General features: G+C 25.7%; 14 protein-coding genes. 1 reads left to right on the top strand and 13 read right to left on the bottom strand.

What is annotated here, in order from left to right; all coding sequences use genetic code 4:
* Window positions 1-7: 7 nt before the first annotated feature.
* The 4 genes from T397_RS0101060 to dcm_N all read right to left on the bottom strand — a co-directional run bounded on the left by T397_RS0101060 (window position 8) and on the right by dcm_N (window position 4,307).
* On the bottom strand, window positions 8-1,774 hold the full coding sequence (locus T397_RS0101060) for a thiamine pyrophosphate-dependent enzyme (protein ID WP_027123851.1): 1,767 nt from the start codon (window positions 1,772-1,774) through the stop codon (window positions 8-10).
* Window positions 1,775-1,854: 80 nt separating this feature from the next.
* Window positions 1,855-3,072: an MAG4270 family putative restriction endonuclease gene (locus T397_RS0101055; RefSeq protein WP_027123850.1), complete on the bottom strand. Its 1,218-nt coding sequence runs from the start codon at window positions 3,070-3,072 to the stop codon at window positions 1,855-1,857.
* Between the two features lie 13 nt (window positions 3,073-3,085).
* Window positions 3,086-3,982: a DNA (cytosine-5-)-methyltransferase gene (gene dcm / locus T397_RS0101050; RefSeq protein ID WP_334290787.1), complete on the bottom strand. Its 897-nt coding sequence runs from the start codon at window positions 3,980-3,982 to the stop codon at window positions 3,086-3,088.
* Window positions 3,983-4,013: 31 nt separating this feature from the next.
* Complete coding sequence (gene dcm_N, locus T397_RS04190; protein ID WP_052663046.1) at window positions 4,014-4,307, bottom strand: DNA (cytosine-5-)-methyltransferase N-terminal subunit; 294 nt, start codon at window positions 4,305-4,307, stop codon at window positions 4,014-4,016.
* A gap of 209 nt (window positions 4,308-4,516) precedes the next feature.
* Here dcm_N and T397_RS0101040 point away from each other — a divergent pair, with 209 nt between their 5' ends.
* Window positions 4,517-5,833 (top strand): hypothetical protein, encoded by a 1,317-nt coding sequence (locus T397_RS0101040; protein ID WP_027123848.1) that lies wholly within the window; start codon window positions 4,517-4,519, stop codon window positions 5,831-5,833.
* A 1-nt stretch (window position 5,834) separates the two neighbouring features.
* Here T397_RS0101040 and T397_RS0101035 read toward each other — a convergent pair whose 3' ends face one another.
* The 9 genes from T397_RS0101035 to T397_RS0100995 form a co-directional block, all read right to left on the bottom strand.
* A complete protein-coding gene (locus T397_RS0101035; protein WP_027123847.1) occupies window positions 5,835-6,206 on the bottom strand; it encodes a hypothetical protein in 372 nt (123 codons plus the stop codon).
* A complete protein-coding gene (locus T397_RS0101030) occupies window positions 6,196-7,203 on the bottom strand; it encodes a lipoate--protein ligase (protein ID WP_027123846.1) in 1,008 nt (335 codons plus the stop codon). The genes T397_RS0101035 and T397_RS0101030 overlap by 11 nt, the downstream gene beginning before the upstream one ends.
* Window positions 7,204-7,217: 14 nt before the next feature.
* Window positions 7,218-8,600: a dihydrolipoyl dehydrogenase gene (gene lpdA / locus T397_RS0101025; RefSeq protein ID WP_027123845.1), complete on the bottom strand. Its 1,383-nt coding sequence runs from the start codon at window positions 8,598-8,600 to the stop codon at window positions 7,218-7,220.
* Between the two features lies 1 nt (window position 8,601).
* Window positions 8,602-9,465, bottom strand: coding sequence for a dihydrolipoamide acetyltransferase family protein (locus T397_RS04415; RefSeq protein WP_052663045.1), 864 nt, complete (start codon window positions 9,463-9,465; stop codon window positions 8,602-8,604).
* Between the two features lie 5 nt (window positions 9,466-9,470).
* On the bottom strand, window positions 9,471-9,989 hold the full coding sequence (locus T397_RS04410; RefSeq protein ID WP_238315395.1) for a biotin/lipoyl-containing protein: 519 nt from the start codon (window positions 9,987-9,989) through the stop codon (window positions 9,471-9,473).
* Between the two features lie 26 nt (window positions 9,990-10,015).
* Entirely contained in the window at window positions 10,016-10,999 is a 984-nt protein-coding gene (locus tag T397_RS0101010; RefSeq protein ID WP_027123844.1) for an alpha-ketoacid dehydrogenase subunit beta, read from the bottom strand.
* 20 nt (window positions 11,000-11,019) lie between these two features.
* Complete coding sequence (pdhA, locus tag T397_RS0101005) at window positions 11,020-12,099, bottom strand: pyruvate dehydrogenase (acetyl-transferring) E1 component subunit alpha (protein WP_027123843.1); 1,080 nt, start codon at window positions 12,097-12,099, stop codon at window positions 11,020-11,022.
* 161 nt (window positions 12,100-12,260) lie between these two features.
* Window positions 12,261-13,655 (bottom strand): FAD-dependent oxidoreductase, encoded by a 1,395-nt coding sequence (locus T397_RS0101000; protein ID WP_027123842.1) that lies wholly within the window; start codon window positions 13,653-13,655, stop codon window positions 12,261-12,263.
* Window positions 13,656-13,748: 93 nt separating this feature from the next.
* Entirely contained in the window at window positions 13,749-15,896 is a 2,148-nt protein-coding gene (locus T397_RS0100995) for an ATP-dependent Clp protease ATP-binding subunit (protein WP_027123841.1), read from the bottom strand.
* Window positions 15,897-15,966 lie beyond the last annotated feature (70 nt).

The following is a 15,966-nucleotide window of genomic DNA, read 5'->3' as shown; positions in this document are numbered from 1 at the left end:
GTAACTCCTATTTTTTGAAATTGATGCAAAAATTATCCAATTCTTCATTAGTAAATTTTACTATATGTTTTTTATTCTTTATATTTAATAGATAAGAGTTTATTCAATGGTTTTCATCAACATTTAATAAAACTAGTGGTTTGTTTGTATCAAGATTTAATTTTTCACTTATTTTCTTTGTATTTAAGATATTTATCAAATTAAATTGAATATTTCAATTTTCTAATTTTGAAATAAATTTATTTACTATTTCTAAGCTAGCGCCATAGTTAATAATATTGATATCAAAATTTAAATTATTTTTAACAATAGGTTTTTCTCACAAATCAACATTAAATGTATTTTCATCAATAAAATATAAATTTCAATTATTTAAGAAATTTAAATTATTTCATTCATTGTTTAAGGTAAAAATATCATGAACAAAAAAATTATGAATTTTATTAATTTTTAAACCATTTAATTCATATGTGTAATTTGATAACAAATTTAAATTATCAAAAACATATATTAAAAATCCATATTCAAACATTTTTTTGTTTTTTAGAAATTGATTAAAATAGTTTAAACTATTCAAATCAGTGACTAGAATAGGATTAAAGAAATTACATTTTTTAATTACTGAAATGATATTGAAAATAATGTTCTCACTTCCATTACAACTTAAAAGACGATTATTTTTATTTAAATTTGAATCAATTTTAATCTTTGTATTTAAAACAAAAATTAAATTTAAATTATTTTCATTTAATAGCGTGGATATAAAGCTATAATTTTTCTTAAATACATCCAATTGTTTTTCACTTTTTTCTAGCAAAAGAAAATCTTGAAATTTTTTATTATTTTTAATTAAAGAATCATAATGTTTTTTTCTATTAGTTATTCTTAAATTCAAGCAAAAAATTAAATCTTCTTTGTATTCATTTAAAAAATAATCAAGTGGTTTTTCAAAATCAAATCTATTTTTTAGTAAATCAAATTCTTGACTATTAATTTGAGCATTGAAACTACTAATAGTACTAGCATTTGTTAAACCGTGACCTGAAATGTTGTGAATTGCAATAAAAACAGTTTGATTATAATTAATAGCCTTGTTTAAAATTTTATTAATCAAATTAATATTCGAACCATCGTTTATAACCAAAAATTTGCATCCATAAGATTCTATTCACTTTTGATAATCCACAATAGTGTGATTTGAAATAAAACCATTTTGATCAAATCCGGTAAAATCAACAATGCAAACCAAATTAGAAATTTCTTTTTTGCTAACAAAATTTAAAATTTCATTAAAGTTACTTGAAGATAATTCTTCTTGCCCTAAAACACAATATGTTTTATTTAAAAAAGCATTTTTAATCATAATTTTATTTATTATTGATTGATTAAATGCTAAACCTGCAGCAAAAGATAAACTAGTACAATTTACTTCTACTTGACTTGTGTCATAAATGTTATCATGAATTTGCAATTTATTATCTATAAATTTTGATAAACCTAAAATATTGCAAAATTCTTTTATAAATGTAGAGCCATATCCTTTTCCTAAAAATAAATTATCATTTAAAAAATTTTGATTTCCATCTAATGTTAATGTTAAAAAATTTCTAAACAGAACATAAAAAAGTGGAAGACTTTGTAAAATTTTATTAGCTTGATTTGAATTAGAATTTAAAAGTTTATTTAAACAATAAAGTCTAAGATTATTGATTATATTTAAAGAATTTTTTGGAAAAGGTTTAGATTTTGTATTTTTTTTAAGATAAAAGTTCATTTAAATTGCTAAAAAATATAAAAATTATTAATTTGGAAATTTATTATAAATAAAATGTTAGATTTAATTGCAAATCAAAATTATTTTTTTAAATTATCTGAAGAAAAAATATATTCATAATAATCTTTGATGTATTTTTTGGAAGTCTCAATATATTCCTTTTTTATTTCCTTAAAATACTTTAAATCATCAGATAATTTCAAAAAATTATATTCTAATAAACCATCTAATAAACCAGTCGAATCATCTCATCAAATTTTTCGTGTGTCAAAAAAATTATGAATATGTTTTGGCAAGGGTAAAAAATTTTTATAATCTGTTATTTCCTTTTCTAATATCTCAAGATCTTCTGGTTCTTTTTTAGAATTAATATAATTTTTAATTATTAATTTCACAGGTTTAATATGAGCATATTCTCAATTATTTTCTTTTTTGCCAGGACAAAAAAAGTTTAAACAAAATTCATCATTAGATCAATGCTTATTATTTTTATATTCATTGTTTACATTATTTTTATATTTTTGTCTTAAACTATTAACTTGTTTTCGAAACCTAGTTCATTCTTTATGATCATCCCTTATTAGAGATCTCAAAGAATTTAAATAATGTTGTCATTCATTAGAATCATTATTAAATTTGTTTAGATATCAAGCTAAATTTTCATTTTTGTTAAAACTTGAATTTTTATGATTAATTCAATCCCAAAATTCTATTTCTTCTATGTTTTCATTTTCTCAAATAGGGTTATAAGAATTCAATTTAGTTAAAAATTTTTTGGATTCCTTGTTATTAGATAATAATAACGCTCTTAACAAAAAACCAATTTTGTATTTTTTATCATCTTTTTCATAAACAAAAAAAGCATGACTATCTATTTTATCTTCACCTTGAGGATTAGAACCAGTTATTAAATATTCAATATTTCTAATTGTTTTTACTTTTTTAAATCAATCTCATTTTCAAATTTTTTTATTAAATTTTTCTAAAATCAAATTATCAATTTGAAAGAATGGTTTGTTCCTTTCATTGAATCCGTTTGAAAATTTGTGTTCACCTATATCAAGCAAATTTATAAATTCTATTCTAGTTTTAACTAGAGTTTTATTCTGAAATTTTTCATGAGATTTTGTAGTATTATTAAAAACTTTTAGTGATTTAAATTTAACTTTGAAATCATGAATGTAATTTTTTTCATCTATTATTAAAAATAAAGTGCAATTAGTGCTATTATTATTTTTTCTGCAAGATTTTAAATCAATTTTAACTTTTTTAAAATAAAAACTATTCAATATATTCATAAATGCAAACAATCTAAAAAACTAAATTTTTAAAAATTTCTTTTAATATTTCAACAGAAATAGAATTTCCTGCTGTATAAATAATTTTTGTATCTGACAACAATTTAGTTTTTTTTACTTTTTCATAGTCATTAATATCAAAACCCATGTATTGATATGCTTCTATTGGTTGCATGTATCTAATTTTCGGTTTTTTTTGATTGTTATTAAAAACAATTTTTAATCTACTATTAGCACCTGAGGCAGTTAAGGTTGGACCAATACCTGATGGATAATAAACATATGCTTCTGAATGAAAATTAGTATAATTTTTCAAGGTAGATTTATAAATTCCAGAATTTGATTTTTTCTTATTAGTTAATTGAAATTTATCAAAATTTAATAATGTATATTGATCATTGTTAAATTTTTTCAATAAAATGTTTTTTAATATTTTGTTTTGAATTTTTGTTTTTTCAAAAAAAGGAAAATTAAATTTTATTTTTTCCTTAAAATCTTTTCGCACCGATAAACAAAATACTCGTTCTCTATTTTGAGCTGAACCAAAATTTGATGAATTTAAAATATATGTTTTTGAAACATAACCTATTTTTTCTAAAAAAATCAATCACAAATTATATGAATCTATATGCTTTTGACTAACTATATTTTTTACATTTTCAAGCAATAGATATTTAGGTTTTTCTGTTTGTTTAAAATTTTTATTAATATCTTTAAAAATTCTTTCAACTTCTCAAAGTAAACCACTTCTTGTGTTGGAATTTTTTGCCATTCCTTTTTGTTTTCCTTGAATGGATAAATCTTGACAAGGAAATGAATATGTAAAAATATCAATATTTTTTGGAATATCTTTGTAACTTACTTTTGTTATATCAAACAAATTATTAGCTATTTTTTTACTAGCAAGAATATATTTACAAATTAAATTGTAGTAGTTGTTTTTAGTGTGTGTGTGTGTGTGAATTATTCAAATTTTCTAAATATTTATTAGATATTGGATGTTTTGAATCACTTGATAAGGACAAAGAAGTTAAATTAAAAAAAGAATTCATTTTAAAATTCTTGGTTTCTTTTGAGTAATGAATTTCCATATAAGCTATTATTGCATCTATATATCATTCAATTATGCCTACAGGTCTTATAATTCATTTTTTTAAATTAGAAATTTCTTTTAAGGCTTTGAATTGTGAACCAATGCCAGCAAATGCTTCAAATAATTTTATTTCTTTGTTCATAACATTAAAAAATTATATCGTAAAAGAAATTACTAATTTTATTTAAAATAATCAAAAATTAAGTATTTTAAAATTTACAAAGCACTTAACTTTCTATAAGAATAAAATTAAATGGTGGTAAAATACTTTAAGTATTTATCAAAATTTAAATATTAAAACACAATTTTTGATAATTAAATTATATAAGTAGTATTTAGAATAAAAGAGATATGAAAAACATTAACTTTGGTTTTCAGGATTCATATACTAATAGTCATTTAACACCAAATTTAAGAGCATTAAATTTTGCAAGATTGTATTTAATGTTTTCAAACATTTTAAATATTGTTTTGTTGCAATTTACACCTTATTATAGTGAAGCATTTAAAATTTTTTTAAATTTAATTGTTTGACCAACAACAAGCATAGGTTTGACTGCAACAGGTTTTATAATGGGTTATGATTTTTATACACATTATCATATTTCATGACATAGTTGAATTAAGGGAAAATCTAAATTTTACTATACATATTTCTTTTATTCATTTTGAATAATTATTATTGGATGTATATCATATGCCATTTTTCAAAATACTAATCCTAATTTTTTAAGTAATGTTTGTTGCTCCAAATTAGATCAGTTTAATAGTTTATCTCAAAGTAATTATGGTTGAACTAATAATCCAAATAATTGATATGGTTTTCTAATATTATATACATTAGTTCCAACACAAAATTTTCATACATTTGGCACAATATTTCCAATTATATTTTTCTTTTTTGCTTTAATTGCTCCATTCATATTTAATTTCATGAATAAAATGAAATTTTCAACATGCACAACATTTGTTGTTATTTTAACTGTTGTTGCTGTTTTTTTATCTACATGAGAAGATACCTTTAAAGCAAATCCAAGTTTTAAAGAACAAATGCCTTGATACAACTATATAAATATATTTACAAGTTGATATTTAATTTGTTATTTATTTGTTGCTGGTTTTTATGTTCGTAAATACACAAAGGTCATTCCTTGAAAAATAGCATTAACTATTTTTTTAAGTATTTGTTTATCATTCTTTGTTATAGAAACTACAACTGATTTTTTAATAAAAAAATCATTTAACACCTTCTATATAGGAACTGGTGCATGCTCGCTACATGTTCTAATTCTTAATATCTTATTTATAAATATATGTGCATCGTTTAAATCAAAAAAAGAACCTAGCAATTTTATCCATAAAATTAATGTAATTAATGAAAAACATCAATCCTTTATTTCTGACCAAATAATGCTTGTTGGTGTTATATCAAGAATGCTTATAGGTTTAATTTTTTTTAAAGTCATTTTAAATTTTGATATTGCTTTTAATAATAATCAGCAATTAATAGTTGGTTCAAGTGTAAATAAAAATATTTGAGGTTGAATATTAATTCCTTGCGCATTATTTACTTTTGGATTAGTTTATTCAATAACTCACTTTAAACTTTATTGTTTTAAACAAATAGAAAAACTGCACATCAATATTAAAAACAAAAAATTAAATTAATTTATTTTTTTAATTTGTAAGCTTCTTCACGCAAAAAAACAACTAATTCCAAATTATTTTTTATTTCATAATAATCAGCTATAGGACCAAATAATCTAGTCAATAAACTTGAAAACAAGATAAAAGATAAATTGTTATTTTCACTATAAAAATTATTAACAATTGTTTGAAATTGCTGAAACAAATCTTTTTTTGTATCAATTAAATATTTATTTAAATCTGTACAAATTTCAAACAATTGTTCATCGTCTTTTAATTCATCAATATTTGGAAATGAATTTTGTTCTAAATAAACAAGAAATTCTTTTTCATTTACTAATGAATTTAAGTAATTCAAAAGAACATCACAATAGTTTTTATTATTATTTTCCATTGTCAAACATCACCGTTAAAATTTCATTTTTACTAATTTGTCCAAAATAATCTTTTAAATCAAATTGACTAAGTATTAGATTAACTTGTTGAATATTATATTTTTTATTTACAAATTTTTCTTCAAGATCATTAATATCTTTAACACTTAAAAAATCACCAATAAAATTAATTTTTTTTATTAGTCCATTTTTAACAATTAAATAAACTTCTAAATTGCCACCTTGAAATCTTTTTTTATTTAAAAAAGTTGCTTCATCCAAATTACCATAATTTCAATCTCAACTTGAAAAATGATTTTTTGCTCTGTCTTCAATTATTTTTTTTGCAAATTCATCTAAAACTATTGGCTTACAATCATTATTTTTTAAAAATCAATTAGATATTTTGTCTATAAAAATATCAATATCTCAATCAAAATTTCTAGGTAAATGTTCTGATATATTTGTTATTCTTTTTTTTATAGAATCAATACCTTTAGCTTGAATTTTACTAGGATCAACATTTAAATACTTAGATAATTTATTTTGATTTAAACTAAATAATAATGTTCCATGATGCAATAATTTATCTTGATAAATATATTGAGCATTTCCGCTTATTTTTTTACCATCAATTTCAATATCATTTCTACCTTTAAATTCAGCTTTAACTCCAATAGAATTTAAAAAATCTATTATTGGAATCGCTAAATCCTTATAACTATTAGGTTTGCTAATGTTGGTTTTATTAATGAATGAATAATTTAAATTACCTAAATCATGGTAAACTGTGCCGCCGCCAGACAAACGACGAAATAAGTTAACATGATCATTTTGTACAGATTCTAAATTTATCTCTTTTAAAGGATTTTGATTTCTACCAATTACAATCGTATTATCATTTCTTCACAAATAAATGATTGGTTCGTTCTTTGAATCAAAATTTTTTAATAAGTATTCTTCTGTTGCTGCATTAATATAAGGATTTAATGATGATGTAGATAAAAATCAAGACATGTATTTATAAAGATTTACTTATTAAAATTTTTATAAATTAAATGTTTAGCAGCTTCAGATACCATTTCAGCTACAGTTGGGTGTGGGTGAATTGCATTTGCTAAATCAAAAATTGTTAATTCTGAATTCATAACTAAAGCTAATTCACTAATAATATCACTAGCAGTGCTACTAATCATATGTGCACCTAAAATTTCACCAAATTGATTACCAACCAATAGTTTAATAAATCCTTCAGTTTCGCCATCAGCTACTGCTTTACCACAAGCTGACATTGGTAAAGAAATTTTTACATAACCAATATTTTTTTGTTTTAATTGTTCTTCTGAGTAACCAACAGTTGCAACTTCGGGTTGAATATAAATACATCCTGGTGTTTTTAATGGATCGACAGGTTTTGGATTACGCCCTAAAATATGATCTACTGCGAATACAGCATGATGATATGCATAATGTGCCAACATAACTTGACTAGCTGCATCACCAATTACATAAACGTTAGGTACAGAAGTTTGTAAGTTTTGGTTTAAAACAACATTGCCACGTTCATTTCTTTGAATGTTTAAAGGATTTAAAATTTCATCATTTGCTTTACGACCAACACTTTGTAAAATATAATCACTAGTTATTGATTGATTGACACCATTAACTTCAAAATTTAATGTGTGGTTATTTGCACTTAAAATTTTTGCATTTGTAATTATTTTAATGCCACGATCTAAAAGAATTTTTGTTACAGCTTTACTTACATCTTGATCTAATAATTCTAAAATACGATCTAACCCTTGAACAATAGTTACATTTGTTCCAAAACTGTTGTAAACCACAGCCATTTCAATTCCAATAACTCCACCACCAATTACAGTTAATGTTTTAGGAATAGATGGTAAAGAAAGCATTGGAGTTGAATCAACCATAATCCCAGCTCGCATAGCTTCTTCAAAACCTGGTAAAGGCAAAGATCGTGATCTTGAACCTGTTGCTACAATAATGTTTTTAGTTGTAAATGTTTGTCCGTTAGCAACAACTGTATTTGGGTTAATAATAGATGCTTCGCCAACAATTGTATCTACTTTAGCTACTTTTAAAATTGTTTTAACACCATTTACAAGAGTATCAACAATTTTTTGTTTTCTCATTTGAATTGTATTTCAATTAAGTGAAAATTGTGCATTTGCAGAAACATCAATACCATATGCACTTGCATGTTTAATATAATTGATTACTTTAGAACATTTTAATAAAGCTTTTGTAGGAATACATCCAACATTTAAACAAACTCCACCATATGTTCCACGTTCGATTACTAAACATTTCAATCCGTTTTTTGCCGCATGTTCTGCTGCAACATAACCACCTGGGCCTGCACCAATAACTATAACATCATAATTATTCATATTATTTCACTTCCAAGCCTTCTAAAGTTTCTAAATGATGTGCTATGACTTTCATAAATCTACCTATATCTGCACCATCAATTCATCGATGATCAGCAGCAATTGTAAATGGCATAATTTGTTTAGCAATAATTTGATTTGATTCGTTACGACTCAAACGTTCTTCAATGTTTCCGGGAGCAACAATTGCAACTTCAGGATAATTAATGATAGGTGTTCCTCAAGCAGCATTAATCGAACCAAAATTAGTCAAACTAATAGTTCCGTTTTTAATTTCAGCTAAACTTAATTGTTTATTTCTAGCTTTATTTGCTAGTTCAATTATTTTTTGTCCTATTTGAACAATTGATAATTTATCAGCGTCTTTAATATTTGGTACCATCAATCCATTCTCAGTATCAACAGCAATTCCAAAATTAATACTACCTTTAATATGAATTTTATTTGTTTCTTTTATATAACTTGAATTAAAAATAGGATATTTTTGAATAGCATAAATTACTGCTTTAACAAAAAAAGGCAAATAACTTAATTTCAAATTATATGTAGATTGAACTTGTTCTTTTACTTGTTTACGATAATTAACTAATTTTGTAACATCAACAAAAAAAGTTAATACAGTTGTTGGAATTTCATTTTTAGAAACAATCATTGCTTTTGCAATAGCATTTCTAATTGTTGTGACATCAATTATTTTTTCTTGAATACTTGTTGAAGAAACATTTCCAACATTAACATTATTATTAGAATTAAAAATATCTGTACTCATGATTCTATTTTGAATACCAGTTCCTTGAATTTTAGATAAATCGATATTATGAAATTTTGCCATCGCTAAAGCAAGTGGACTAATTTTTTGTGGCATATTTTTTAAAATAATTTCTGACTACCAAATAATGGTAAAACTTTATTTGAAGTTTTAACTTCACCAACAACTGATGCTGATTCAGTTGGTGCTGATTCTACATTTGTTGGTGTTGGATTAAATGTTGGCATTGGAGCAGGAGATGGATTTGGTGTGAAAGTAGGAGTAAAAGTTGATGTTGGAGCTGGAGCTGTTGCAAAACTTGGAGCTGGTGTTGGCGCAAATGAAGTATTAGGTACTTGGTTAGCAACTTGAGTATGCAAATTGTTATTTCCGGATGAAGCACTAACATTTGTATCAATATATGCTAATACTTGACCCACATGTATTTGATCATCATTATTAACTAAAATTTTACTAACTATACCATCAACTGGTGATGGAATATCAGTTGTTACTTTATCTGTTTCAACACTAAAAGCAGGGTCACCTTCTTTAACTTGTTGACCAACTTGGATCAAGATATTACAAATCTTTCCTTCTTCTAAACCTTCACCAATATCTGTAAATTTAAATTCGAACATATGTCATAAACCTCTTTATAAAAATATTATTTCATTTGACTTAAAGCATCTTTAATACGATTTTCTAATGAAAATTGAATTTGCTCACCTTTAGCTAAAGGTACAGTTATATCAAAACCTGTAACTCGTTTTGGAGCAGTTTTTAAGTAATTGAAAATTTTGTCGTTAACTGTAGCAATAATTTCAGCACCAACACCAAATGATTTAACTGCTTCATGAACAACAATCAAACGTCCTGTTTTACATACTGAATTTAAAACTGTATTTTGATCTCATGGTTTAATTGTTCTTAAATCAATTAACTCAATTGAATATTTGCTGGCAATCTCAGGTGAATTAATTAAATTTCAACAATCAATTACATTTGGTCCATAAGTAACCATCGTAATTTCATTTCCTGGTTGAATAATATTAGCTTCACCAATTTTAACTTGATATGGAACTTCAGGAATAGTTTGACGATAAGCACGATATACACGTTTAGGTTCAAAGAAAACAACTGGATCTGGATCATTGATTGCAGCAAGCATTAATCCTTTTGTGTCGTAAGGCGTTGCTGGCATTACAACTTTCAAACCAGGAATATGTGAATACAACGCTTCTAAAGTTTCACTATGATGTTCTAAAGCTTTAATTCCGCCGCCCATAGGCATTCTTACTACTATCGGAACATTTCGAATTCCACGAGTTCTATTTCTGAATCTTGCAGCGTGTGAAAACAATTGCATCATTGAAGGAAAACTAAAACCTGAAAATTGAATTTCAACAATTGGTTTTAATCCAGCCATACTAGCACCAATTGCAGAACCAACTATTGCAGCTTCAGCAATTGGTGAGTCTCAAACTCGTTTATCACCATATTTTGCTTGTAAACCTTTAGTGGCTCTAAAAACACCACCTTCAAATCCAGCATCTTCACCATATAAAACAACATTAGAATCAGTTCCTAATGCAATATCTAAAGCATTATTTAAAGCTTCAATATTATTAACTGTTATTGTTTTGCTCATAATCTATTTCCTTAGGTTTACTATCGATTTTCAAAGTAATGTTTAGCAATTGCTTTTTGTTGGATAAGATCATCATCCATTTCAGCATATTGATTATCAAAAATTTCATCGACAGTTGTTATCATTTGTTGTTGTGCAATAGCATATTCAGAAGCAATTAAATTTTCAATGCGTTGTTTCATTTCATTTTCATCATTAATGCTTCAATAGCCATTGTTCATCAATCATTTGCGAAGACGTTCAATTGGATCTTTAACTAAAGCTTCATCAACTTCTTGTTGTGTTCTATAAATTGTCGGATCATCAGAAGTTGTATGTGGACCTTGACGATATGTAACAAATTCAATTAAAACAGGACCAAAACCATTACGAACATATGTTAATGCATCTAATGCAGCATCATATGAAGCAAATAAATCATTTCCATCAACACGAATTCTTGGAATGTCAAAAGCAACTGCTTTTAATGACAAATCTTTAATTGCTGATTCTTTGTCGGTTCTTGTTGAAATAGCATATTGATTATTATTAATACAAAATAATGTATTTCATTTGTGAATTGCAGCCATATTAATTGCTTCATAAAATTCACCTTCAGCAGTTCCACCATCACCAATAAAAGTAACCGCAGCATTTTTTAAGCCTTTTAGTTTAAGAGCATAACCAACACCAGCAGCTTGAGAAATTTGAGCTCCAATTGTGATATTAACTGGAAGAACGTTTAAATTCTTATCGTAAGTACTACCTTTTTCACTACCTAATCAATATAAAAAAATTTTGTGCAAAGGAACTTGACGATGCGCAATCATACAATCAGAACGAAAAGCTGGTAACAACCAATCACCTTGTTGCATTGCTAAAGATGTGCCTAATTGTAAAGCTTCTTCTCCCATACATGGAGCAAACGTTAACATTTTTCCAGTTCTTTGTCACATTAACATTTTCTTATCGCGTTCACGACTAAGATTCATTCAATAATATGCTTCTTTAACTTTGTTCACACTTAACTTTGGAACGTAATTTCGATCAATAAAATTACCATTTGTATCTAAAACCTGAAATAGGACTTCAGGGATTCTACTTTTTACAAGAATTGACATTAAATATTTCCTTTTATTAAATATAAAATGCATCGAATTTTATATTTGTGTAAGCAATCAAATTATATAACAAAAAAAATAAAATATATTAGTTATGTATATAAAAAAACAACAACTTAGACTTGATAAGTTGCTGTTTAAAAAAATTAAATAAAATTTAACTATTTTTTATCAAAATAATTTAAGTTCAAAGCTTTCAAAATAGCTGCTAAAACAAAATTAAATGGTTTGTTGAAATGAGGCAAGAAATAAACATCTGCAAATGCTAAATCTAAAATTGTCATATTCTTTTGAATTGCTAATGCCAAGTAATAAATAATTTCTGTATGATTTGCATTTTTGCTAGAGCCAATTTGAGCACCAACTAATCTTAAAGTTGATTTATCATAAACAAGTTTAAATTTAATTTTTTCAAAAGTATTCATGAATTCTGGACGATCATTATCTTCATAATATGAACTTAAAACATCCATTCCCATACGTTTTGCTGTTTCTTCAGAAACACCTGTGCTAGCTAAATTTAAACCAAATACACTAATAGCATTTGTTCCAACAATACTTTCAATGCAAACATTTTTATTGCCATTAATATTGCTTGCAGCTACAATTCCTGTTTTTACTGCGTTAGTTGCTAAATCTATATTTTGATGTTGACCTGTAGCAGCATTAAATAAAGCACAATTACCACCAATAGCATATATATCAGGAATACTTGTTTCTGTGTATTTATTAACAATATATGCACCATTTTTAACTTTATCAGCATTTGGTAATAAATGAGTATTTGGTTTAAAACCGATTGCCAAGATAACTAAATCTGCATCAACTTTTCCATTTGAAGTATTAATTCCTTTAATAACACGATCTTTTTTATCAACAATGTATTCTGTAACTTTTGTATCCATCATTACTTTTACATTGTGTTTTTCCATCGCAGTTGTTAAATCATTAGTAAACTCAGGATCATAATATGAACCAGCTGGTTGAGGAAGCATATCTATAATTGTTACTTGTTTATTTCTAATTGCTGCAGCTTCAGCTAATTCAATTCCAATATAACCTGAACCAATTACTGCCACACTACGAATTTCAGGATTTTTCATATTTTCAATAATTTCTTGAGCATGTTGGAAAGTTTTACATGCAACTAAATTTTTGATATCACCACAATATTTTGATTGAAAATCTAAGTCAATACCTGGTGTACAAATTGGTCAAGAACCAGCAGCTAAAATCAATTTGTCATATGTTTCATCAAATGTTTGATTGTTATCTAAATTTTTAACTGTTACTGTTTTTTTATCAGGATTAACTTGTAATACATCATGGCGCATATGAATCTTTGCACCCATGCCTGTTAGTTGTTCTGGATTAGAATAAAATAAATCATTAATATTTTGAACTACACCACTAACTGTTAAAGCAATTCCACAGCCTAAAAAAGAAATATTGTCATTGCGGTCAAATGCTACTACTTCAACACTTGGATTTTGTGTTAACAAAGTTCTGATAGCAGATGTCCCTGCATGATTAATTCCTACTACAATTACTTTCATTGAAGGACTCCATGATATTTAATATCGTTCTATAAATTTTCATTTTAAAACATATATATAATATCACTATAAACTATCAAATATATATTTATGTTAAGATTTCAATTTGTTTTGTAAATTTAAAACAATTTTGCCATTATTGTTTATAGACAAATAATACATTGTGTTCTTATGGATATTACCTGCAATAATTTGTTCAGCCAAATAGTTTTCAATAGTTCTTTGAATATATCTTTTTAATGGTCTTGCACCAAATTGACGATCAGCACCTTTAATTCTAATCATTTCTCTAAGTTCTCTTGAAACTGATATGAAAATATTTTGCGATTGCAATCTAATACATAATTCTTGTAACAAACGATCAATAATTTGATCATAATCTATATCAGTCAATTCATTAAAAACAACAACTTCATCTATTCTATTAATAAACTCTGGACGCATAACTTTTTGAATTTCTATTAAAGCATCAGCTTTTTTATTATTCAATACAGCTTGTGAACCAACATTAGAAGTCATAATAATAATTGTGTTTTTAAAGTTAACTATATGACCTTGGGAATCAGTTAAAATTCCATCATCTAATATTTGTAAAAATAAATTCAAAACGTCAACATGTGCTTTTTCGATTTCATCTAATAAGATAACACTATATGGATATCGGCGAACTGCTTCACTTAAAACTCCTGGTTGTTCATAACCAATATAACCTGGAGGAGCACCTATTAATTTAGATACTGAATGTTTTTCCATGTATTCAGACATATCAAAGCGTAACATTGCTTTTTCACTATCAAACAAATTGTAAGCCAAAGTTTTAGCAACTTCAGTTTTACCAACTCCTGTTGGACCTAAAAATAAAAATGAACCAATTGGTCTATTAGGATCACCTATTTTAGCTCTGCCCCTTAAAACAGCACCTACAACTTTTTCTAATGCATCATCTTGGCCTTTAACTCTTTTTTGCATTTCAGTTTTTAAATTTAAAAGTTTTGCTTTATCTGATTCCAATAATTTTTTTAAAGGTATTCCAGTTTGTGCAGAAATAACTTCGGCAATTTCATTTTCTGTAATTGTTGTTTTAAATAAATCATGTTTAATGTTTTTTGCATGTTCATTAGCAACTTCTAAATCTTTTTTTAATTTAGGTAATTCTACATACAATAATTTAGATGCTTCAGTATACAATCCTTCAGTTTGTAATTTTTCAATTTTTAATGTTGTTGAATTAATAGCTTCTTTTAATGAAATAATTTTTTCATAAGCTTCTTTTTGATTAACTCATTCTGTATATAAAACTTTTTGACGTTGCTTTAGATCTTTTAATTCAGATTGAATTTGATTTAACCTATTAGTATTAACTTCTAAATATTCTTTATCTTTCTTAATTGCAGCTAGTTCAGTTTCCAAATGAATTATTTTTCGATTCAAATCATCTAATTCTGCTGGTTGTGAATGCATTTGGGTTTTGATTTTAGCAGCAGCTTCATCTATTAAATCAATTGCTTTATCTGGCAAATATCGATCTGAAATATATCTATCAGATAATTCAACAACAGAAACTAAAGCACTATCTAAAATTTTAACTTTGTGAAAAATTTCTCAACGTTCTTTTAGACCACGCATAATTGTTAAAGCTTCTTGTTTAGTTGGTTCATTTACAAGAATTTTTTGCATTCTTCTTTCTAGTGCACCATCTTTTTCAATATATTGTCTATATTCTTTTAAAGTTGTAGCCCCAATTATTCTAATATCGCCTCTAGCCATCATTGGTTTTAAAATGTTTGCTGCATCCATGGCGCTATTAGAAGCATTTCGGCCCATACCAACTAATTGGTGAATTTCATCAATAAATAAAATTATTTGACCATTAGAATCTTTAACTTGTTTTAATATTGAATTTAAACGTTGTTCAAATTGTCCTTGAAATTGTGTGCCTGCTATGATTGAAGATAACGATAATTCAATGATTTCAACATCCTTTAAATTATCAGGTACATCTCCACTTACAACTCTTTTTGCAAAACCTTCCACAATTGCAGTTTTCCCTACACCTGGTTCACCTATTAAAACAGGATTATTTTTATTCTTCCGACTAATTATTTCAATTAGTCTTCTAATCTCATCATCACGCCCAATAACAGGATCTATTTTATTTTTAACAACTTCATCATTTAGATTGCGACCAAATTGTTTTAAAATATTTTTGTCATTATCTGCAGGTTTAAAATTTGCAAACATAACTATCCTCCTTATTAAGTTCTAGTATAATTTTAACATAAATTAGCACTCTATGTGTTAAAGTGCTAAT

Source organism: Mycoplasmoides pirum ATCC 25960, from assembly GCF_000685905.1.
GTDB classification, from domain to species: Bacteria; Bacillota_I; Bacilli_A; order Mycoplasmatales; family Mycoplasmoidaceae; genus Mycoplasmoides; species Mycoplasmoides pirum.
Note: the sequence above shows the minus strand (reverse complement) of the source record. Positions and strands in the feature narration are given on the sequence as shown.